At 65.1% G+C, this 21,274-nt stretch carries 20 protein-coding genes, 1 tRNA gene and 1 pseudogene; 9 read left to right on the top strand and 13 right to left on the bottom strand.

Translation table 11 applies throughout. The features are described from left to right. Positions 1-110: 110 nt before the first annotated feature. On the bottom strand, positions 111-635 hold the full coding sequence (locus C8J36_RS06560) for an outer membrane protein assembly factor BamE (RefSeq protein ID WP_132533525.1): 525 nt from the start codon (positions 633-635) through the stop codon (positions 111-113). Between the two features lie 147 nt (positions 636-782). On the opposite strand from C8J36_RS06560, the pseudogene C8J36_RS06555 reads away from it, so the two are divergent. The 7 genes and pseudogenes from C8J36_RS06555 to C8J36_RS06525 all read left to right on the top strand — a co-directional run. Further along, positions 783-1,316, top strand: a pseudogene (locus tag C8J36_RS06555) (ubiquinol-cytochrome C chaperone family protein); the annotation flags it as partial. Between the two features lie 191 nt (positions 1,317-1,507). After that, entirely contained in the window at positions 1,508-2,008 is a 501-nt protein-coding gene (locus C8J36_RS06550; protein ID WP_062596750.1) for a DUF177 domain-containing protein, read from the top strand. Between the two features lie 217 nt (positions 2,009-2,225). Next, positions 2,226-3,284: a phosphate acyltransferase PlsX gene (gene plsX / locus C8J36_RS06545; protein WP_082477382.1), complete on the top strand. Its 1,059-nt coding sequence runs from the start codon at positions 2,226-2,228 to the stop codon at positions 3,282-3,284. A 7-nt stretch (positions 3,285-3,291) separates the two neighbouring features. Next, positions 3,292-4,263, top strand: coding sequence for a beta-ketoacyl-ACP synthase III (locus C8J36_RS06540; RefSeq protein ID WP_132533521.1), 972 nt, complete (start codon positions 3,292-3,294; stop codon positions 4,261-4,263). A gap of 94 nt (positions 4,264-4,357) precedes the next feature. After that, complete coding sequence (locus C8J36_RS06535) at positions 4,358-4,696, top strand: integration host factor subunit alpha (protein WP_062468629.1); 339 nt, start codon at positions 4,358-4,360, stop codon at positions 4,694-4,696. A gap of 303 nt (positions 4,697-4,999) precedes the next feature. Beyond that, on the top strand, positions 5,000-5,542 hold the full coding sequence (locus tag C8J36_RS06530; protein WP_062596690.1) for a MerR family transcriptional regulator: 543 nt from the start codon (positions 5,000-5,002) through the stop codon (positions 5,540-5,542). Positions 5,543-5,880: 338 nt separating this feature from the next. Beyond that, positions 5,881-6,270: a hypothetical protein gene (locus C8J36_RS06525; RefSeq protein WP_132533519.1), complete on the top strand. Its 390-nt coding sequence runs from the start codon at positions 5,881-5,883 to the stop codon at positions 6,268-6,270. 123 nt (positions 6,271-6,393) lie between these two features. On the opposite strand, the gene C8J36_RS25260 is transcribed toward C8J36_RS06525, so the two are convergent. From C8J36_RS25260 to C8J36_RS06505, 5 genes are all read right to left on the bottom strand, one after another. Then, complete coding sequence (locus C8J36_RS25260; RefSeq protein WP_245506472.1) at positions 6,394-7,704, bottom strand: hypothetical protein; 1,311 nt, start codon at positions 7,702-7,704, stop codon at positions 6,394-6,396. A 351-nt stretch (positions 7,705-8,055) separates the two neighbouring features. Continuing rightward, positions 8,056-8,316 (bottom strand): hypothetical protein, encoded by a 261-nt coding sequence (locus C8J36_RS06515; RefSeq protein ID WP_132533517.1) that lies wholly within the window; start codon positions 8,314-8,316, stop codon positions 8,056-8,058. 254 nt (positions 8,317-8,570) lie between these two features. Next, positions 8,571-8,900 carry a hypothetical protein gene (locus C8J36_RS06510; RefSeq protein WP_062596686.1) on the bottom strand — a complete coding sequence of 110 codons (330 nt, stop codon included), beginning with the start codon at positions 8,898-8,900 and terminating at the stop codon, positions 8,571-8,573. A gap of 107 nt (positions 8,901-9,007) precedes the next feature. Continuing rightward, positions 9,008-9,154, bottom strand: a complete 147-nt coding sequence (locus C8J36_RS24805) for a hypothetical protein (protein ID WP_165914974.1) — start codon at positions 9,152-9,154, stop codon at positions 9,008-9,010. Positions 9,155-9,572: 418 nt separating this feature from the next. Continuing rightward, positions 9,573-9,649: transfer RNA gene (locus C8J36_RS06505), tRNA-Pro, on the bottom strand. Between the two features lie 219 nt (positions 9,650-9,868). Between C8J36_RS06505 and C8J36_RS06500 the strand changes: the two genes are divergently transcribed. Further along, on the top strand, positions 9,869-10,360 hold the full coding sequence (locus tag C8J36_RS06500) for a BA14K family protein (protein WP_132533515.1): 492 nt from the start codon (positions 9,869-9,871) through the stop codon (positions 10,358-10,360). A 105-nt stretch (positions 10,361-10,465) separates the two neighbouring features. Here the strand turns inward: C8J36_RS06500 and C8J36_RS06495 are convergent, their stop codons facing one another. The 5 genes from C8J36_RS06495 to C8J36_RS06475 all read right to left on the bottom strand — a co-directional run bounded on the left by C8J36_RS06495 (position 10,466) and on the right by C8J36_RS06475 (position 16,597). Next, a complete protein-coding gene (locus tag C8J36_RS06495) occupies positions 10,466-11,629 on the bottom strand; it encodes a glycosyltransferase (RefSeq protein ID WP_245506471.1) in 1,164 nt (387 codons plus the stop codon). A 106-nt stretch (positions 11,630-11,735) separates the two neighbouring features. Continuing rightward, positions 11,736-13,004 carry an O-antigen ligase family protein gene (locus tag C8J36_RS06490; protein WP_132533511.1) on the bottom strand — a complete coding sequence of 423 codons (1,269 nt, stop codon included), beginning with the start codon at positions 13,002-13,004 and terminating at the stop codon, positions 11,736-11,738. Next, the gene (locus tag C8J36_RS06485; protein WP_062596682.1) at positions 13,001-14,563 is read right to left on the bottom strand and encodes an undecaprenyl-phosphate glucose phosphotransferase; all 1,563 of its coding nucleotides are present in this window, start codon (positions 14,561-14,563) and stop codon (positions 13,001-13,003) included. Before C8J36_RS06485 ends, C8J36_RS06490 begins: the two co-directional genes overlap by 4 nt. 185 nt (positions 14,564-14,748) lie before the next feature. Then, positions 14,749-15,879 carry a glycosyltransferase family 4 protein gene (locus C8J36_RS06480; protein ID WP_165914994.1) on the bottom strand — a complete coding sequence of 377 codons (1,131 nt, stop codon included), beginning with the start codon at positions 15,877-15,879 and terminating at the stop codon, positions 14,749-14,751. 142 nt (positions 15,880-16,021) lie between these two features. Next, positions 16,022-16,597, bottom strand: a complete 576-nt coding sequence (locus tag C8J36_RS06475; RefSeq protein ID WP_062596681.1) for a polysaccharide biosynthesis/export family protein — start codon at positions 16,595-16,597, stop codon at positions 16,022-16,024. Between the two features lie 202 nt (positions 16,598-16,799). Here C8J36_RS06475 and C8J36_RS06470 point away from each other — a divergent pair, with 202 nt between their 5' ends. Further along, entirely contained in the window at positions 16,800-19,055 is a 2,256-nt protein-coding gene (locus tag C8J36_RS06470; RefSeq protein WP_132533507.1) for a Wzz/FepE/Etk N-terminal domain-containing protein, read from the top strand. Positions 19,056-19,073: 18 nt separating this feature from the next. Here the strand turns inward: C8J36_RS06470 and C8J36_RS06465 are convergent, their stop codons facing one another. After that, positions 19,074-20,363 carry a GNAT family N-acetyltransferase gene (locus tag C8J36_RS06465; RefSeq protein WP_132533505.1) on the bottom strand — a complete coding sequence of 430 codons (1,290 nt, stop codon included), beginning with the start codon at positions 20,361-20,363 and terminating at the stop codon, positions 19,074-19,076. Positions 20,364-20,507: 144 nt separating this feature from the next. Continuing rightward, a complete protein-coding gene (locus tag C8J36_RS06460; protein ID WP_132533503.1) occupies positions 20,508-21,251 on the bottom strand; it encodes a metallophosphoesterase family protein in 744 nt (247 codons plus the stop codon). Positions 21,252-21,274: the final 23 nt, after the last annotated feature.

Raw genomic sequence — 21,274 nt, 5'->3', positions numbered from 1 at the left:
GCCTGAAGCCGCTTGAAACAAAAAAACCCGCAGGGCCGGCCGGCGCTGCGGGTTTTCTCTGTCTTGCATGCTCTTCGGCGTCGGGCCCGAGGGGACCGGACGATGACGGCCTATCGGCCGCCGACGTCGGAGGAGAGAACGGACCGGGCCATGCTCTTGCCGATGCCGTTGCCGCTGAGCAGCTGGCTGAGGAAGGTGAGCTCCTTGCCGCCGGTCGGCGTCGTGCGGGAAATCATGTCGAACACCTTGCCGTCCTGCTGCGTGTAGTGCGCAAGCTGGGACACGGTGCCGTCCTTGTCGAAGTAGACGGCGAGGATGCTCTGGTCGATCAGCTTCGGCTTCATGAAGGCGACCGGGCGGCGGCGCTTCTGGGAGATGTAGTAGAACACCTCGTTGTCGAAGGTCGCCGTGGTGGAGGGCGTGCCGAGCGAGAGCAGGACCTGCTCGCGGCTGGAGCCGACCGGCACGAGGGCCAGGGTTTCCTGGTCCACGACATAGCCCTGATTATAGGTCTGGGACACGGCGAACATATCGCTGGTGCTCTGGCAGCCGGCCAGAAGGCCCGCGCAGAGCGTCACGGCGAGGCCCGTGCGGTTCAGAATACGCATGTCGGACTTGAAAAAACGTCTCGTCAACGACATCTCCCTTGAAGATACGCCGGCAGATGCGCCATTGCTTTTCGTGCCTGCTTCGGTAAACCAGCTTCCGCGATCATGCAACAAGACGATGCGCGTGCCCCCGGTGTTTCAGCGTGTTTGAAGCGGGGAAAGTTGGGCTTAATGATGTTTTTCGGGCTGTTCGGCAAAAAAAACGGCAACGCCGCCATCGTCGCCCGTCAGTATGAGCGTCTGACGGCCGCGGCCCGCCAACCCGTGCTCTACGAAAGCATGGACGTCCCCGACACCGTCATGGGACGGTTCGAAATGGTCTCGGCCGTGCTGATTCTCTACTTCCGCCGCACGCGCGCCTCGGCCCGGGCCGGGCAGGAGATCGCCCAGGAAATCGTCGACGCCTTCTTCGAGGATGTCGATCACTCCATCCGCGAGCTCGGCGTCGGCGATGTGAGCGTGCCCAAGCGCATGAAGAAGCTGGCCTCCATGTTCTACGGCCGGCTCGAAAGCTATTCCGACGCGCTCGATCGGGGCGACGGGCCGGCGCTCGAAGCCGCATTGCGGCGCAATTTTCATCCGAAGGCGCAGACGGACGCGCCCTCGATGGCGGCGCTCGCCGCCTATATGAGGACCGTCGAGGCGGCGCTCAGCGCGAGCGGCGAAGACGCGGTCGAGACGGGAGCGCTTGCCGTTCCCCCGCCCGGTGCTGGTACTGATGCAAGTGCTGATGCCGGTGCGCTGCCGGACCGCACGACGGCCAAAGACGCGATGCAAAGGAACGACCCGTGAAGCCTCCCGCAGAGACACCCGTACAGGCACAAGGCCAGGCACAAGGACAGGCTGGGGCAAAGCCCGCCGAAGCCCCGGCTTTTTCCCATCCGGTCAAGGTCGGCACGCTGTCGGCCAGCCTGACGACCCTGCGGCTCGAAGCGGATGCAGCGGCCCTTGCCGCACTTGCCCGGCAGTGGAACGTGACGGAGGTCCGCAGCCTGAAGGCGGAGCTGCAAATCGCCCGCTGGAAAAAGGACGGCGTGCGGGTCAAAGGCCGGGTGATGGCGGATCTGGTGCAGGAATGCGTGGTGACGCTGGAGCCGGTGGAAAGCCATCTCGACGAACCCGTTGAGGCGACCTTCGTGCCGGACGGCTCCAAGCTCGCCCGCGCCCTGACGGCCGAGACGGCCGAGATGGTGCTCGATCCCGATGGTCCGGATGCGCCCGACATCTTCGTCGGCGACACGATCGACATCGGCCAGACGGTGGCCGAGCATGCGGCGATGGCGATCGACCCCTATCCGAAAAAGCCGGGTGCGGCTTTTCCCGGCCATATCGAAAGCACCGAGAAGGACGACAAGCGTCCGAACCCGTTCGCAGCCCTGAAGGACTGGAAGAAGGACTGAATAGACGCGAGTCTTCTCCCGTTCAGGGGCGGTTCAGGTATGACTTATGGGAAAAACGGGCATTTTAACGAAATCCGGCCGCGGGAATGGCGCGACCGGCTCGCATTCTGCCGCGCGAACGGTTAAGGACCAGTCCGTGTCGCCATGAGCGATCGCCGGCGCGTTCCGCCGCGCGCGGGGCAGGCGGGCACGAAACGGACAGCAGGATAGGAAACACGTGGTCAGAATTTCCCTCGATCTGATGGGCGGCGATCATGGTCCGCAGGTCATCATCCCCGGCGCGGCCAAGGCGCTCGAGCGGCATCCCGACATCCGATTCGTGCTTTACGGTCTGGAGGCCGATTGCCTGCCGATCCTGGAGAAGTATCCCAAGGTCAAGGCGGCAAGCACGTTCCACGCCAGCGAACTCGCCATCGCCATGGACGAGAAGCCGAGCCAGGCGCTGCGCCGCGGCCGCGGCAAGGCCTCCATGTGGCAGGCGATCGACGCGATCAACCGCGACGAGGCCGATGTCATCGTCTCGGCCGGCAATACCGGCGCGCTGATGGCGATGTCGGTCTTCTGCCTGCGCACCATGGCCGGCATCCAGCGCCCGGCGATCGCGGCGATCTGGCCGACCCTGAAGGGCGAAAGCATCGTTCTGGATGTCGGCGCGACGATCGGCGCCGACGCCCAGCAGCTCATGGACTTCGCGCTGATGGGCGGCGCCATGGCCCGCGCACTGTTCGAGATGGAACGCCCGACCATCGGTCTCCTCAATGTCGGCGTGGAGGAGATGAAGGGCCAGGAAGACGTGAAGGAGGCCGGCCGGCTGATCCGCGAGGCCAATCTCGACGGCATCGACTATTTCGGCTTCGTGGAAGGCGACGATATCGGCCGCGGCACCGTCGATGTCGTGGTGACCGAAGGCTTTTCCGGCAATATCGCGCTGAAGGCCGCCGAAGGCACGGCCCGCCAGATCGCGGAATATCTGCGCGCGGCGATGTCGCGTACTCTTTTGGCCAAGATCGGCTATATACTGGCCAAAGGCGCCTTCGACCGGCTGCGCGAGAAGATGGACCCGCGCAAGGTCAATGGCGGCGTGTTTCTCGGCCTCAACGGCGTGGTGATCAAGAGCCATGGCGGCGCGGATGCCGAAGGTTTTGCAGCGGCGATCGATGTCGGCTACGACATGGTCCGCAATGGTTTGAAAGCCAAGATCGAGACCGACTTGGAAAAATACCGCGCGACCCGGGCTCCCGAAGGGGCGCCGACGGGTGCCGGTGGCGAGGTTTGACAAAGACATGATCCGTTCTGTGGTTCGCGGTTTCGGGGCAGCGCTTCCGAAACAAGTGGTGACCAATCGTGACCTTGAAGCCAGAGTCGACACGACCGACGAGTGGATCGTGCAGCGAACCGGCATCCGGCAGCGCTACATCGCCGGCGACGGCGAGACGACGGCGTCGCTGGGTGAGGCTGCCGCACGCGCGGCCCTAGACCGTGCCGGCCTGACGCCGGCCGATATCGACGTCATCATTCTCGCGACCTCGACGCCCGACAACACCTTTCCGGCGAGCGCCGTCAACATCCAGGCGCGCCTCGGCATGCATCATGGTGCGGCCTTCGACATGCAGGCGGTCTGCTCCGGCTTCGTCTATGCGATGGCGACGGCGGATGCCTATATTCGCGGCGGGCTGGCGCGCCGCGTCCTCGTCATCGGGGCCGAGACCTTCTCCCGCATCATCGACTGGAACGACCGCACGACCTGCGTGCTCTTCGGCGACGGCGCCGGCGCCGTGGTCCTGGAGGCAGGCGAGGGCGACGGCACGACGGCGGATCGCGGCATCCTCACCGCGCATCTGCGCTCCGACGGCGCCCACAAGGAAAAACTCTATGTCGATGGCGGCCCGTCCTCCACGGGCACGGTCGGCCATCTGCGCATGGAAGGCCGCGAGGTGTTCAAGCATGCCGTCGGCATGATCACCGACGTGATCGAGCAGGCCTTCGAGGCCACGGGCACGACAGCCGACGACATCGACTGGCTGGTGCCGCACCAGGCCAATCGCCGCATCATCGACGGCTCGGCCAAGAAGCTCGGCATCCCCCCGGAGAAGGTCGTCATCACGGTCGATCTGCACGGCAACACGTCTGCCGCCTCCATTCCGCTGGCGCTGAACGAGGCTGCGTCCGACGGGCGCATCAAGCAAGGCGATCTCGTCCTGCTCGAGGCCATGGGCGGCGGTTTCACCTGGGGCTCCGTGCTCATTCGCTGGTAGATGAAAAGCTCAGGGGAATGAAGCGCTTGACCCACGTGGTCAACGGCAATAGTCTTCCACCGAAATCGATATTCCAGAAGATCGGTGGGGGATCATGAGCGGTAAAACGGTAACGAGAGCAGACCTCGCCGAGGCTGTTTTTCGCAAGGTCGGCCTGTCGCGTACCGAATCCGCCGAACTGGTCGAAACGGTCATCGACGAGATCTGCAACGCCATCGTTCGCGGGGAGAGCGTCAAGCTGTCCTCCTTTGCCACGTTTCAGGTGCGCGACAAGAACGAGCGGATCGGCCGCAACCCGAAGACGGGCGAGGAAGTGCCGATTTCGCCGCGACGCGTCATGACCTTCAAGGCCTCCAACGTGCTGAAGCAGCGCGTGCTGAAGGCGCATCTGGCCCGCAAGGCCAAGCAGAAGCCGGCCGCACCCGCACCCTGACGATACCCTGACGCTCCCCCGGCGGCACTTGCCGACGCCATTTCGGCGGCTTGTCGGCGGCTTGCAGGCACCTTCTCGGCGCCGTGTCGGCAGAAGGGCAGCGCTCCGGGATCGGTGCCCTTCAGGCGCTCATTCCGGCCCCTCTGTTTTTTCCGGTTGAAAACCCTCGTCTAAGCCGTTGAAAGACAGCCGGATTGTGCGATCATGGATCGCAGAGCGCATCGTCGTCCCGAATCGGGACGTGGCGACACCCGGTGACGACCTGCAATAGGGCGTGACCTCTATGGCGTGATTGAGGACGATATGGACAAGAGCCCGGATGCGTTTCGCACGATCAGCGAAGTCGCCGACGATCTCGACCTGCCGCAGCATGTGCTGCGATTCTGGGAGACGCGATTCGTCCAGATCAAGCCGATGAAGCGCGGCGGCGGGCGGCGCTATTACCGGCCCGAGGACGTGGACCTGCTGAAGGGCATCCGCCACCTGCTCTACGATCACGGCTACACCATCAAGGGCGTGCAGAAACTCCTGAAGATGAACGGTAACAAATTTGTCGCGGCGATCGCGAGCGGCGACCTTGCCACCGTCGAGGCGCTGGCCGCCGCCAGCAATGACGAGGCACCGGCACAGCAGCAGCCGAAGATCGGCATGGCGGACGAGGACCAGATCGTCGGTCGCGCCAAGATGCCGACCAGCCGCCGCTTCTTCTCCTTCAACAATGGCGGGGACGACATGCCCGAAGTGTCCGTCGGCAAGACCTCCGTCAACAAGGAGGACCGCGCGCTGCTGCAGGAAGCGCTCTATGACCTTTTGGAGTGCAAGCGGCTGCTCGACCAGGTTCGGTGATCCCGCCTTCGGGCGGGGTGCGGGAAAGCGCGCAGGGCGCGTGCCTGTGGTCACGACAGGCGAGATGGGGCCGGCGAGATGGGGCAGGCGACGATCGCCCTTTCGCGTGTATCCCGATGTCTCCTCATCTCCGCAGCCGCGTGACCGATTAGGCCCGGCTGTGTTTAAGCGCGGAGTCATGCGCCAAAACGTTCCCTCTAGCGTTTCTCCGTCCGTTTCCGGACGGTTGCTCTCCGAGCAGGGCGAATGCGTCGGCCGGAGGGAACAGGGTTGCCTCGACATGGTTCAACTGACCTCAAGCCGGCAGAAAGCCTGGTGAAGAAGAGGAGATGAGACCCATGGTAAAGACCTATTTGACCGCAGCGCTGGTTGCGCTGAGCCTGGCCGGAACGGCCGTCGCACAGACCGGCACCAGCGCCTCGGGTGCTGCGAACGGTGCGGCCCCGATGACGGGCGATCAGCCGAACACGACAGCCGCCGGCAGCGCGGCGGGCACGGCAGGGACGGCCGGCTCCACCGAGGCGACCACGCCCGGCATGGCACCGATGACGGGCGACCAGCCGGCCTCGGGTTCAAGCGGTGGCGCGACCGGCGCCATGTCCACCACGACCGGCACGAGCGCCGGCAGCGGTGCTGCACCGACGGGAACCGCGCCGATGACCGGCGACCAGCCCTGCGCACCCGGTGCGACGACGACTGCCTCCGGCGCAGCCTGCCCGACGCCGTAATCGCGGCAAGAACGAACGCCGTCCAGACGGGGCATTCCTGCCTCGACTGGGCGGCGTTTTGCTGTCTTGCCTGTGCCGCGCGCGCCCGGCCACGGAGAATAAGGGCCTCGGAAAATAGGGCCCTTAGAGAATGAAGAAATCCTTCGACAGGGTGACGGCATCGTCCAGATGGATGGCGAAATCGGCTGTCTTGTCGCCGTTGACGTCGCCATAGATATAGGTGTCAGACGCCTGCTTCACATAGCGCAGGTCTCCGGCTTGCCCCGTAAAGGCGGCCGTACCGGTGAACTTGAACGCCTGATTGCCCGACAGGAGCGAACTGGCATCGATCACCGAGAGGTCGATGCGATCTCCCGCGGTTCCAGAGAAATCGAAGATCGTATCGCGACCCGCCGTGGCGACCGTCGAGTCCTTCACGGATTCGAACAGGAAACGGTCGGCACCGGCGCCGCCGGTGAGATCGTCCGCACCCAAACCGCCGAACAGCCGGTCGTTTCCGGCATTGCCACTGAAGATATTGACCTCGTTCGAGCCGAACAGCGTGTCGTTGTTGCCGCTGCCGATCACATTCTCGATATTGATCAGCTTGAAGTAACCTTCCCCGGTCTGGACGACGCCTCCATCGTTCAGGAGGTTTACTTCGATCCGTGCGACGAGCGCGCTGAAGTCCACGGTATCGCTGTCGAGATCGGCAGCCGTGGAGACATTTCCGCCGCCATCGATCGTGACGAAGCTGTCGGTCGCGTGGACGATGACGGTGTCCGCATCCCGGCCCAGATTGACCAATTGCGCGCCACCGGCACCGAGCGAGACGACGTCCTTGCCGCGGCCGGAATCGATGAAATCCGAATAGCCGGAGGTCACGATCCGGTCGGCTCCGCTGCCGGTCGAAATGATGCCCACTTCCGTTTCGCCGAGCGTGGTGACCCGGTCGGCATCCTGACCCGACCGGATGTAGCCGACGCCGTCTCCGCCCGCCGAGATCTGGACCGTGTTCCTGCCGCTGCCCACATCGATGATCTCGACATATCCCTTGCCGGTGATCACCGCATCATCGCCACCCTGGAGGGCGATCGTGCCGACATAGACCGCGCCCGTCGTGATCTTGTCGGTGCCGGAACTGCCTTTGAACATATCGACGGACGTCTTGTTGAGGGTCACGACATTGCCGCCCTCATTGGCAAGATCGACGATGCCGATATAGCGATTGCCGCCGGTGGCGCTGTCGTTGATGACGACCTTCGTGCGGCCGAGAACGCTGAGAAGCCCGAAGCCCCAATCGCTTCCCGACAGATTGAACGTCGCGGTCACCACGTTGTCGGAGTAGACCGACACGTTATAGAAGCCGTTGGCCCAGCTATAGGCATCGCTCCCGATCGAGAAATTGGTGACGCCGTTCACGGTCTTCGTCGTATTGCTGCTGATCTGCCCCATGATGATCCTCCCCTATGGTGATATTCTTGAAAAAATAGACAGTCACTCGCCTTCGAACGCTCGAGTTCTCGTCGCAAGAAGGCAAAGTTCGTGCGCGATCTGCTTTTGAAGAGAACAGTCGCTGCATCGGATGCGGTTCGAAAGTGTATCGAAAGGAAACAAGCGCTCGCGCGTGCAATCGAAGTTAGAAAAAATGTCAAGAAATGTGGATCGGTATTTTGCCATAACTTAGACGATGGCGCTTACGTTAGCAATTGCCATTGATGCGGGCAGCAACCTTCGTTCGAAAGCCGGCCAAACGCGCAAGGCCTGCGCCGGTCGCAGCCAGGGGCTCGTGTCGGGGCGCTGTCGTCAGGCTTTTTGCAGGCGCCAGGGAAGAAGAGGCAGGATGGTCTCGTCCGTGTTCACGGTCGCCAGCAGTCGATCCTGCGCGTCGCGGATCTCGATGGAATCGATCAGCAGACGCTGGTTGGCAATCAGCTGTTCGGCGCTGATTTCCCGGAGCGAACCGGCCGCTGCATCCTTTGCCGCAAGGATCGTCTCGAAATCCTGTCCTTCCGCGTCGCGGACGATCACGTCGCCCTTGCGCAGGTGAAGAAATAGCGTCTGCATGTCTGTCTCCTTCTCATGGGCGCCGAACAGGAGAATGACGGAGAGGGTCCTGTGCGCGTCTGACGAAAAGCATGCGCAGCCGTGGAGGCGCCGCCATCTCGGCGATATCCCACGGTCATGAGCGGCCGGGGAGGAGGGCCGCGGGTTCATCGTCCCGCCCGACCTGAGGCGCGAGCGGACGGCGCATCGGCCGAGGCGCGATGGCGCGGCAGAGAAAGCCGCCGCCCTTTGCAGGGCGACGGCCGGTTTCAAGCTTATCGAATGACGAGACGGAAGACTTCCGGTGCGTAGTAATAGCCGTCGCTGTGGCGGCGATAGCCACGACGGGCCTCGCGATAGCCGCGGTGACCGCGCCAGTAGCCACGACGTTCGTCGCGACGTTCCATGCGGCGCTCGTGGCGACGATCGTGACGCTTGATCCACCGGGGACGGTCGTCGCGATGACGGTACTGAACCGCCTGCGCATCGGTCGTCAGCTGGACCGGCGCGAGCGCGATCGGCGCGGCAGACGCGGTCGTGAAGCTCGTGAGGCCGAGAACGGCGGCGACGGCAGCAGCGCCGAGAACCTGGGTAAACTTGGTCATGGGGTTATCCTTGCTAAGTAAGTCTTACTATTAGACGGCAAGGGATGAACCTAGGGTGAACCGATCATTCGGGTAGGGGCGGCGGGTCTGTATCCCGTCGGCAAGCGTCAAAAGAGAAAGTCGGAGGCGGAAAGGTCCTGCAGGGAGATGCCCTTGACGATCAGCTGGTCGCCTTTGGCGACGTCGAAGGCGACGCCGCCGGGGACGTCGAAGGCGCCGCCGCCGGGGACGTCGTGGGCGGCGGTTCCGCTCATCAACGCGTCGAAGCTGTCGAAGGTCGAAAGGCCGCGCAGGTCGATGCGATCGAGACCGTCCTGGAAATCGGCGATCGTATCCTTGCCGTCTCCGCTTTCGATGTCATCGGTCTTGGCCGAGCCGATGAGGTTCTCGATCCAGTGCCTTGCGCTCTGTCCTCACGGTCATCGGCAAAGTGCAATTCGGGAATATGCCGGGCGGCTCGGGTGCCGGTAGGTTTAAATGAACTTTACAGGGCAAGCGTCGGGCAAAGCCGCTTCGCCGCGCTCCCACATTTTGCCTATGCCTGTCCTGCGTCCGAAAGAACGCAACCGTCCGGCGATGCGATTCTTGACGATGAGGAGACGCACGACGCCAACTGGCGCGGCCTGGACAGTGACCAGAGCCGAAGGCGGGGTGGGGAACCCCTTGAAAAAATGGTCGGAATGGCCGGATTCGAACCGACGACCCCTTGACCCCCAGTCAAGTGCGCTACCGGGCTGCGCTACATTCCGTTCCGAGGGAAGGCCTATATTCTCAGGCTTGCAGGTGCAAGGGGAAAATGGAGGGGGATCGAGAAAATGGTGGATGGGCCGGTTGGTTGCGCTTTGGTGCCCCACTGGGGTGCCCCGCTGGGGTGCCCCGCAGTCGCGCTATCGTGATGCCCGGAGCGGGTGCGGGATATTGCCTCGGGGCGCGTGCGTCCTAAGTCTTCTTTCACGGAAGGAGACACCATGAAAAAGCTCATCATCGCATTCGTATCGCTCGTGACCGCCTTTTCCGGGATCGGGCCGGTCAGCGCCATGCCGCTGCCGAAAGTCGAGCCGGTGCAGACCAGCACCGATGTCCAGCAGGTGCGCGACCGCTATATCATCCGCCGCCACGGGCGCGGGGGCTGGGATCGCGGAGACTGGCGCGGCCGGCGCGGAGAATATCGCCGCGGCGACTGGCGCGGCGACCGGGGCTACCGCTACGATCGGCGCTATCGCGACCGCTATTACCGCCGCGATCGGGGCCTGGGTCTTGCCTTGGGCGGTCTTGCCGCCGGGGCGATCATCGGCGGCGCGCTCAGCCAGCCACGCTATGCGGCACCGGGCTATCGCCGGGTCTATGGCGGCAATTCGCATATCGCCAGGTGCCAGGCCCGCTACCGGTCCTATCGCGCCTATGACAACAGCTACCAGCCCTATAACGGCCCGCGCCGGATCTGCAATTCGCCCTATTGATTTCAAGGCGAGCTTGCGGCCTGCCGCTTGAAACGAGAAAGCGCCTGTCGGACCTCCGGCAGGCGCTTTTGCCTGTCCGGCATGTGATTCCGGCGATAGATCGATCTAGCGGCGGGAACGGACCGTCCGGTAGACGGCTTCGGTCTTGTCGATCATCACATCGATGGCAAAGCGCGCGCGGGCATGCTCGGCCGCGGCGCGGAAGGCCGCATAGGCGGCGGGCTCGGCAAGGGTCACCATGGCGCTCGCAAGCCGGGTGGCGTCGCCGTCATTGGGCACGATGATGCCGGTCACGCCGTCCTCGACGGCGGTCGTCGCGCCGCCGATCGCGGTGGTCACGATCGGCCGGCCGGCGGCCGCCGCCTCCAGCATCACATAGGACATGGCCTCGTAGCGGCTCGGCATGACGAGGCAGTCGAAGGCGGGGATGGCCTGGGGGCCGGAGAAGGCGGAGGTGAGATGGATGCGGCTCTGCAGGCCGCTCGCGGCGATCGCCGCACGCATCTGGGCATCCTGCTCGCCATAGCCGACCATGATGAGATGCGCCTCCGGCAGCTTCGACGCCGCATGGCGAAACGCCTCGATCAGACGCTCGGGCGCCTTCTGGTGCGACAGCCGGCCGACATAGCCGAAGACGAAGGTTTCCGGCGTGATGCCGAAGCTCGCCCGCACCGTCAGTGCCATGTCCTTGACCGGCTGCGCGACGCCGTTGACGATGACCGACATGCGTTTCTCGGGAATGCCGAGCGAGAGGGCATGCTGGAATTCGTCGTCCGAGACGCAGATCAGGTGGTCGGTGAAGAACCGGCCGAGAAAGCTTTCGATCGAGCCGAACAGCCTGCGGCCTGAGGCGCCGAGCGTCGGATCCATCGTGCGGAAGGCATGCGGCGTATAGATGCGCGGCACGTGCCGGCCGGGCAGGCGCAGGCGGGCGAGCGCGCCGGCCTTGGAACTGTGGCCATGGACGATGTCGAAGCCGCCGCGGGAGATGATGCGGTTCAGCTTCTTCCAGGCGGCGATATCGGCGCGGCCGGGCGAACGGGTCATCGCCACCTTGTGGATGGCGGGCAGCCCGAGCGATTTCAGCTCGCGCACGAAGCTTTCCTCGGCCCGCACGGGAGAAAACACCGCCTCGACGCGATGTCCGCGCCGCGACAGGCCGTGGCAGAGATCGAGGAAATGCCGGCCGGATCCGCCGCCGGACGGCTCCAGCACCTGCAGGATCGACAGGGAGGCGCGATCGGCGTCTGTTACGGAAGCTCCTGGCACGGAAGCTCCTGGCACGAAAGCGTCGGGAGAAGACGCGTCGGTCGCCTGGATCGCATTCGGTTCGCTCGAGGTCGGCGTGGTCATGATGTTCGATCGCGGTGGCGTGTCAGGCCGCTGCGCCTTCTGACGTCGTCTTCTGCAGGCCCCGTGCCTGCGACCGTCTGCTGTAGCGGTATTCGAGCGCGCCGCAACCCCAGATGATCCCGAGGAGCAGATAGAAATGGCGCCAATGGTCCGTATCGATCACATTTCCGATACCGGCATGCCCGAGCAGCACGATCGAGGCGATCATCAGATAGGGCTGCCACGGCCGGTCGAGCAGCAGGAAGCGGAAGCCGATCGACAGCGTCCAGACGATCAGCGTCACATAGGAGACGAAGCCGAGCCAGCCATAGGAGGTCAGGGACTTGAGCCAGACATTGTGCTCGTCTTCCGGAAAGATCTTGGAAAACATCATCGGGCCGATGCCGAGCGGCCGTTCCATGGACAAGAGGAAGCCGAAGCGGTGGCGCTCGAAGCGGCCGAGATGACCGCCGTCATAATCCTGCACGAGCTGCGTGCGGCTGGAAAACAGATCGCCGACCTGGGGGATCTGCAGGGCGACCACTAGCGAGGCCACCATGAAGACCACGCCGGCGAGCGCGATGACGAGGATCTTGAGCCGGAACGCGCCGGTGCGCTCCTTCAGCAGCAGGATGAAGACGAGCATGCAGGCCGAGAACAGATAGAGCCCCCAGGCGGCGCGCGAAAACGACAGGAACAGGCCGAGCGCCATGACGAGGATGCCGAGCGTGCGCAGCGGCAGGTCGATCAGGCGGCCCTTGAGCACGCCGTGGATGAGATAGAGCGAAGGGGCGACCAGAAAGGGACCGAAGACGTTCGGATCCTGAAAGGCGCCCATGGCGCGATCATAGCGGGTAAAAGCCTCGCCGCCGGGGATGAGCCCGAAATAGCCGAGAATGCCGAGGCTGGACGTGCAGACGCCGGCCCAGACCCAGGCCTGGAACATCAGCTTCAGCCGCTCGTGGCGTGCCTCGATGATGGCGGCGTAGAAGATGGAGGTAATCGCGAGGAAGCCGGAGACCGCCATATACATCGGCGCGACGTCGAGCTCGTCCATCATCGTCAGCGACAACATGCCGCCGATCATGAAGAGCACGAGCAGCGTGAAGAGCGGCGCGGTGAACCGCGAGAGGCGCAGGCCGCAAAACGCCCAGATGCCGATGAGCGCGGCCACGAAGAGCTCGTGCGGGGAGGGCTCCACCATGACGAAGCCCTGGAGAAACACGCCGAAGGCCACCGCCGCCGAGCCGAGAAGCCCGACCGCCGCGAGCTGCGGCCGGTCCACGCCGGAGGGGGCGACGATCGCGCTCAATAGGCGTTTTCCGTGTTGAGAAGCCGGATCGGCGTGAGGAACAGGATCTTCAGGTCGAACCAGAGCGACCAGTTCTCGATATAGTGCAGGTCGAAGGCGGTGCGGAAGCGGATCTTCTCGTCATTGTCGATCTCGCCGCGCCAACCGTTGATCTGCGCCCAGCCGGTGACGCCGGGCTTGACGCGGTGGCGGGCGAAATAGCCCTCGACGACATCGCTGTAGTTCCGGTCGGCGGTCTGCGCCGCGACGGCATGGGGGCGGGGACCGACCAGCGACAGCTGTCCGCGCAGCACGTTGAAGATCTGCGGCAGCTCGTCGATCGAGGATTTCCGCAGGAAGCGGCCGACGCGGGTGACGCGCGGATCGCCCTTGGTCACCGCATTGCGGGCGCTGGGGTCGCTCATATTCGTGTACATCGAGCGGAACTTGTAGACCTCGATCGGCTCGTTGTTGAAGCCGTGGCGCAGCTGCTTGAAGAGGATCGGGCCGGGCGAGCTGAGCTTGACGGCGAGCGCGGCGCCGATGAAGACCGGCCAGAGGAGCACGAGCGCGACGATGCTGAAGACGACGTCGAAGATGCGCTTGGCGACCGAGTCCCAGTCGGCGATCGGCTTGTCGAAGATGTCGAGCATCGGCACCTGGCCGAGATGCGAATAGCTGCGCGGGCGGAAGCGGAGATTGGCGGCGTGGGCGGCGAGCCGGATATCCACCGGCAGGATCCAGAGCTTGCGCAGGAGATCGAGAATGCGCCGCTCGGCCGACAGCGGCAGCGCGATGATCAGCATGTCGATGCGGGCGAGACGGGCGAAATCCACCAGTTCAGAAAAGGTGCCGAGCTTGGGATAGCCGGCGATGATGTTGGGCGAGCGGCGCTCGTCGCGATCGTCGAAGATGCCGCAGATGCGGATGTCGTTGTCGGTCTGCTGCTCCAGAACGCGGATGAGATCCTTGGCGGGCTGGCCGCCGCCGACGATGACGACGCGGCGCTCCATCATGCCGTTGCGCGCCCAGCGCCGGATGGAAAAGGCGATGAAGGCGCGCTCGACCAAGAGGAAGGCCGCGCCGGCGAGGAACCAGATGCCGAAGGAGAGGCGCGAAAAACTCTCGCCGGTCTTCAGGAAGAACATGATGATGGTGATGGCGCCGAAGGCGAGCGTCCAGGCGCCGAGCAGGCGCGGCAGCGCGCGCGACACCGAGCGCAGCGTGGGGATCTGGTAGCCGTCGGAAAACTGCAGGAAAACCACCGCCATTGCCGAGCTGGCCGCAAGCATGGCGCAATACTGCACCCAGCGATCGAAGGCGGGGGCCACATAGAGGCCGGTGATGATGTAGCCGATGACGAAGAGGGCGGCGAATTCGAACAGCCGCAGGCAGCCGAGCACCATGGCGGGCGAATAGGTATCGGCGCGGAACTGCGCCGCGATCCGTCGCGCCAGCGGATTGAGCTCGCGGCGCTCCTCGACCGGCCGCACCTCGTCGCGTGCGATCGTCCGGATCTCGGAGATCTGCCGGCGCAAGGCCTCGGGGTCGAAGGTTTCCGGCTTCTCGATCTGGTTCATAACGCTGCCCATCCTGCCATTGGCTCGCAAAGACATAGCAGGGAGGCGCTAAGAAACGTTTACAGGGCCGGCCACAATGCAACCGGTTGGCAAATGGGTTAAGGAAATTTGCACAGTTAATTCAATGATCTGTGCGGGAAAAACGACGCATCTCCGTTGGCATGGCTGCGGGAGGCGCGCGTCGCTCAGCTTTTCGCGTCGGCCACCAGCCGGCGGTAGAGGCGCATCATCGCGGCGGCCATGGTGGCCGAGGAGAAGGTGGCCTTGAAGCGTTCGGGCTCGGGCATGGTGCGGCGGGCCCAGCCTTCTTCGGTGAGCGCGCGGTGCATGATGTTGGCGAGCGACTGCGCGTCGTTGGGCTCGGCCAGCGCCGCGCTGTCGATGCCGAGGATTTCCGGCATGCCGCCGACGCGGGCGGCGATGACGGGGCGCCCGGCGGCCACGGCCTCCAGCACGATATAGGGCATGGATTCCGCCCGCGAGGGAACGACGACGAAGCGGGCGCTTGCAAAGGCCGCGCGCGCCGGCATGGCGGGCTGCATGCCGATGCGCCGCCCGAGCCCGCGCTGAAGCTTCATGCGCAGATAGTCCTGCTGCTGCGGCCCGTCGCCGATCATCATGGCGCTGAGCGGACGGCCGGCAAGCCGCTCCGTGCGGCCCAGCGCATCGATGAAGATGTCGGGGCCCTTCATGTCGCGCAACATGCCGATATAGAGGAAATCCACCGCGTCCGGCGCCGGCTCGACGGGCAGGAATTCGCCGTCCTCGACGCCGTTATAGATCGTTTCGGCCAGCGGCTGCGGGCGGCCGACCTTCGCCTCGTAGGTGGCGCGCTCGTAATTGCAGACGAAGACGAGCGCGTCCGTCGCCTGCTCCTGGAAGCGTTCCAGCGCCAGGATGCCTTTGCCCTTCCACGTGCGCCGATCGAAATGAAGACTGCCGCCATGCGGCGAATAGAGGCGGGCGACGGGCGAGCCGTTGACGCGCAGGACCGTGCCGATCATGCGGGCGAGGGCACCGCCCTTGGCACCGTGACCATGGAGGATGTCGGGCGCGAGCTGCCGCAGTTCCTTGTAGCTCGTCCACAGCGCCTTGGCATCCGAAGGGCCGATGGAGCGGCGGATCGGCAGGCGCACGAGACCGAGCGCCAGATGCGGATGGATCTCCTCGAACAGCCGCTCCTCGTGCGGGCCGCCGGTCGTGCTGTCGCAGAGAATGCCGACCTGATGGCCTTCGGCCGCATGGGCCGCCGCGAGATCGCGGACATGCCGGAAGATGCCGCCGACCGGCGAGCGGAAACAATGGATGATCCGCAGCGGCCCGCCTTGCGTCCGGGGCTCGGCCGGAAGAGGGGTCTGGGACGCCGGTTTCGACTGGATGGGCTCTGGCCGAACGGGCTCCGGCTGAACGGGTTCTGGCTGGATGGGGTCTGGCTGCACGGGATCTGGCTGCATGATGTCAGAACAGCCGTTCGCGGACATAGACGGTGTCGCCCGCCATGATCGGATCGGAGATCGACACCCGTCCGGTGACGATGCGTCCGTTGATCTTGCGCGTCACGTCCACCGTTCTCTGGTTGGCGCGCTGCGAGAAGCCGCCGGCAACGGCGATGGCGTTCTGCACCGTCATGCCGGGCACGTAGGAATACTGGCCCGACTGTCCGACCTCGCCCATGATGAACACCGAGCGATAGCGATCGACCTCGATCGTCACGTCGGGATCGCGCAGATATCCGGCGCGCAGCTTCTGCGCGATCATCGTCTCCATCTCGCTCAGCGTATGGCCGCGCGAGGGAACAGAGCCGATCAGCGGGAAGGCGACGTAGCCGGCCTGATCGACGGTGTAGGAGCCGGTCAGGCCGGCCTGCTCGAACACGCTGATGCGCAGGCGGTCGCCGCTGTCCAGCCGGTAGGGCTGGATGGTGGCTTCGCTGAACGCCCGGGGCGCAGGCTCGTAGCTGCTGCAGCCCGCCATCGTCACCGACAGCAGGGCGATACCCAAGGCCAGACCTGACTTCAATCGTGCGAAGGTCATGCGATTCTCGCGTTTCAAGGATGAACGTAAGGGTGTTATCGATCTGTTAGGGTTAACAGCCGGTAAAGGCGGGCCCGGGAAGGTAACGTTTCCGGGAGTGCTAAAGTAATGTCGGCCCAAGGCCTTGGCGCGCGGCGTTAACGCTCGGGTTACCATCTTTGTTTACCGTGGCCGCCAACAGGGCTCGGGTGCAGGTGCGTGGATGTCAGGCTTTAGCGGCAATCAACAGGATGTTGATATCGATCTCGGCGGTCTGTTCCGGGCGATCTGGCGTCGCCGGACACGGGTGCTCCTGACCACGGTGGCCGTCGCGGCGCTTGCCTTTACCGCAGCCCACATGATCTCGCCGCGCTACGACAGCGAGGCGCGCCTTCTGATCGAGCCGCGCGAGCCGGAATTCAGCTCGATGACCCTGCAGCCGTCCGCTGCGAGCGCGACATCCTTCGACGAGCCGGGGATTTCGAGCGAAGTTCAGCTGCTGCGCTCCGTCGATCTCATCAAGCAGGTGGCGCGCAACATGCGTCTGCACGAGCTGAAGGAGTTCGATCCGACGGCCGATCCCTCCGCCATCTCCGACATTCTCGTCATGCTCGGCCTCAAGCGCAATCCGCTCGACATGCCGCCCGAGGAACGGGTGCTGAAGGAATTCCAGGAAAAGCTGCAGGTCTATCAGGTCGAGAAATCGCGGGTCATCGGCATCCAGTTCACCTCCAAGGACCGCGCGCTCGCCGCCGCCATTCCGAACGAGATGGCGAAGATCTATCTGTCGCTGAAGGCCGGGGCGAAGCTCGATTCCAATACAGAGGCCAGCCGCTGGCTGGAGCCCGAGATCGCCAACCTGCGCGAAAAGGTTCGGGCGGCCGAGGCGAAGATCGCGGACTATCGCTCCAGCGCCGACCTTCTGCCCTCCGGCGACACCGGCACGTTCGCCACCCGCCAGCTGACCGACATCTCGACGGAACTTGCCCGCGTGCGGGGAGAGCGGGCGACAGCGGAGGCGCGAGCGGAGAACGTCCGCGCCGCTCTGTCCAGCGGCCGCGGCGCCGATACGCTGAACGAGGTGGTGGGCTCGGCCATGATCCAGCGGCTGAAAGAATCCGAATCGCAGATCCAGAACCAGATCGCCGACCTCTCGACCACGCTGCTCGAAGGCCATCCGCGCATCAAGGCGCTGCGTTCGCAGCTGACGGGCATCCGCGCGCAGATCCGCGAAGAGACGCAGAAGATTCTGGCGAGCCTCGAAAACGAGGCGAAGGTCGGCGAACTGCGCGAGCGCCAGCTGACCCAGCAGATGAACACGCTGAAGGCCTCATCCGCCAAGGCCGGCGAGGACGAGGTGGGGCTGCGCGCGCTGGAACGCGAGGCCGCCGCGCAGCGCCAGCTTCTGGAAACCTATCTTTCGCGCTATCGCGAGGCGAGCTCGCGCACCGGCGCGAGTGCGGCTCCGGCCGACGCGCGCGTGATCTCCAGCGCCGTCGCGCCGACGGAAGCGAGTTTTCCGAAGATCCTGCCGATCACCATCGTCGCCGGCTTGGCCGCGTTCCTGCTGAGCTGCGTCGTCATCCTGCTGCAGGAGCTGTTCAGCGGTCGCGCTTTGCGTCCGGTCGGCGCAGCCGTTCCGGTGCCGCTCGCCGTTGCCACGCAGCCGGTCCCCCCGACGCCACTGCCGCCGGCTCCCGCGCCCAAGCGCGGCTGGAGCTTTCGGCAGAAGCCGGCGCCGGGCGAGGGCGGCCGCGAGATCGCACGTCCGGCCGCCGCCGGCCCCGACCTTGCGGTTGCTTCGGCTGCGGCCATTCCGGCCGAGGAGGATCGTGAGGAGCAACACCCCGAGGCCGAGGTACCGCTCGACGGCTTCTTCGTGGAAAACGTCGCGGCCGCACTGATCGTCGATCAGGTGCCGCTCGCCTTCGTCGTCTCGCCGACGGGCGATGCCGGTTCCGCCCAGACGGTGGCGCTTGCGCGGATGGTCGCGGAGGAGGGGCGGCGCGTCGTGCTGATCGATCTCACGGCATCCGGCTGCCCGACGGGCCTGATGGCGATGTCGACCGGGCTTCCGGGCATCACCAATCTTCTGGCGCAGGATATCCCCTTTGCGGACGCCCTTCATGCCGATCGCGGTTCGGATGCGCATATCGTCCCGAGCGGCACGGCCGATCCGGCGCTCGCCATGCAGGACATCGACCGCCTGCAGGCGATCATCGAGGCCCTGACCGACGCCTATGATCTCGTTCTGGTCGATTGTGCGGATGCGGATGCGGCCGCGGTCTCGCGCCTTGCGCGTGCCGGCGATATCGAGATCATCTTCTCGGTGCCCGCGGTGTCGGCCGAGGACATGGTCGAGATCATCACGGAATTCGCCGAAGCCGGTTACGACCGCATCCAGATCATGGAGGCGAGCCTTGCAGACCGGCCCGTCGCGAACACGCCATTGCCGGAACCGGGCCGTCGCGCCGCCTGAGGCTGCCGAGACGCGGCTTCAGTCCGCGTCGGACGTGTCGGACGCGCCGGATTCCGGCGCTGTCTTGCCCTGATGTTTCTGGCGAAGCCGCTGCACCAGGCCATAGGCCTGACGGTTCGCCTTGATGGCGCGCTTGAGCCGGACGAGGACGCGGTGGACGCCGGCCGCGATCCGGCCGCGCAGCGTCAGCGGCACGACGATGTCGTAGAGCGGCGTCTCGATCGTGCACCACGACCGCTTGTAGAGCTGGTCGCCGATGCCGAAATCGAACAGCGCGACACCTTCGCCGCAGGCGCGCTCGATGATCCTGTGAAACAGGAGTTCGCCGGGGCTGGCATCCGCAGCCAGCGTTTCATCGATCGATCCGAACTGGCAGATCATGTGGTCGCCCTTGCGCGACACGCCGGCGACGGCCACGATCCGACTGTCGCCATCGCCGCGCAGGCGCAGCGCATGCAGTGCCAGCGGATGGTTCTCGGCCGTACCGGTGCACGAGACCGCTGCGCGCAGGAACGCCTGGGTCGCGGCATCCCGGAAGACGTTGGGCAGCCCCAGCGCTTCGAACCGCGCCGCCTTCTGGATCAGGAAGACGTCGAGGATCGCCCGACGCTCGTCGAGGCTCTCGCCGACGATGTAGTCGTAGCCTCCATAGCTCTCCATCCGCCGCTCGGAGACGCGAAATTTCTTGCGCCGCCGCTTCGCATTGATCTGCGCGAGCGTGGCGGAGAAATCGGGGAAAAGCGGCAGCTGGTAGGAGGAATTCTGGTGCCGGATCGAGGGTAGCGCCGCAAGCGGGTGACCTTCGCCGCGCCATTCGAGCGGCAGCTTGTCGAGTGTGACGATGTCGGCGACATCGGCGAGCTTGGCGCTGAGGCCGGCCATGACGCCGGCGGCGAACTGCTCGCGCGACAGGCCGCCGAGATCCTCGGCAAAGAGCCCCGTATTGATGTTGCTGTGCGGCGAGGCGATGAGGCGCGCCGTGCGGAACAGGCCGTTGCGGATCAGCTCAAGCGGGAGGATGAAGATCGTGCGATCGCCGAGCCGGCCGCGCACCAGCAGCGGACGCTCGACATGGGTCGAGAGCCAGCTGGCGCACCAGTCGTAGCTCTGATGCATCGAAACGCGGTTCGAGGCCTCCAGCAGGCGCCAGTCCTCTTCCAGCGCCGACAGCGCGACATGCACCGAAACGACGAGATCCGGCGGCAGGACGACGTCGGTCTTGTCGCCCGTCTTGCGGCGGCGATCGACCGGCCCATAGGGGGCGGCGCGCGGCGCGTCGAGGGAGTAGGCGCTGATCTGGGCATTCATCGCGAATGAGCCCTCCGTCTGAAACACGTTGGCGGCATCTAGCCTGTAAAGCGTCTGATGTTCACTTAAGGCTGCGTGGATTCGCCCGGCTCCCCGGCGATATTCGCAGACGGGGTTATCGACAGGTTAAAATGTGCGGAAACGTTACATCCAGCCGGTGGCCAGTGCCCGTGCCCAGTCCGGCCGACCGTTCGCGTCCGCAAGGGCCGCGGCGGCGGCATGGTCGTAGGCGACGAGCCGGAAGGCGATGTCGAGGCTGGCGTCCGCGGCGCGGTCGATCACCGCATAGGACGCGCGCGGCGTTCCGGTCTCCACCCGGTGCGGCACCGGTTGGTCGTCCGCATAGGCCGGGCAACCGACGCTGCCGGGGTTGAGGACCATGCGTGCGTCGGTGAGCGTAACGAGGCGCGGGATATGCGTGTGGCCGCAGAGGAGGAGGGGTTCCTCGATGCCGGCCGCAAACCGCGCGATGCGCGCGGCCTCGGCCCGATGCACGAGACCCTGCGGCGAGACCTCCTCCAGCCAATAGGTGAGGTCGCTCTCCGGCGTGCCGTGACAGAGGAAGAGCCCGTGATCGGTCAGCCGCTTCGTCGGCGGGAGGGTTTCGAGCCAGGCGAAATGGTGATCCGAGAGGGCCGCATGGGTGAAGCGGTCGGTCGCGATCATGGCGCCGGGGGGCACCGCCAGCAGGGCGCGATCGTGGTTGCCGCGGATCGAGACGATTTCGCGCGCCATCAGAAGATCGGCCGTGCGGGCAGGATCGATCGGGCCGCTGAGGGCGTCGCCGAGATTGACGATCGTGCGGATGCCCTGCGCATCGATGTCGGCCAGCACCGCCTTAAGGGCTCCGGCATTGCCGTGGATGTCTGCGATGACGGCGATCTTCAACAGCGTGGTCCCTGTCCCTTCAG

The sequence above is a fragment of the Rhizobium sp. PP-F2F-G48 genome (genome assembly GCF_004342335.1).
Lineage (GTDB): Bacteria > Pseudomonadota > Alphaproteobacteria > Rhizobiales > Rhizobiaceae > Ferranicluibacter.
Note: the sequence above shows the minus strand (reverse complement) of the source record. Positions and strands in the feature narration are given on the sequence as shown.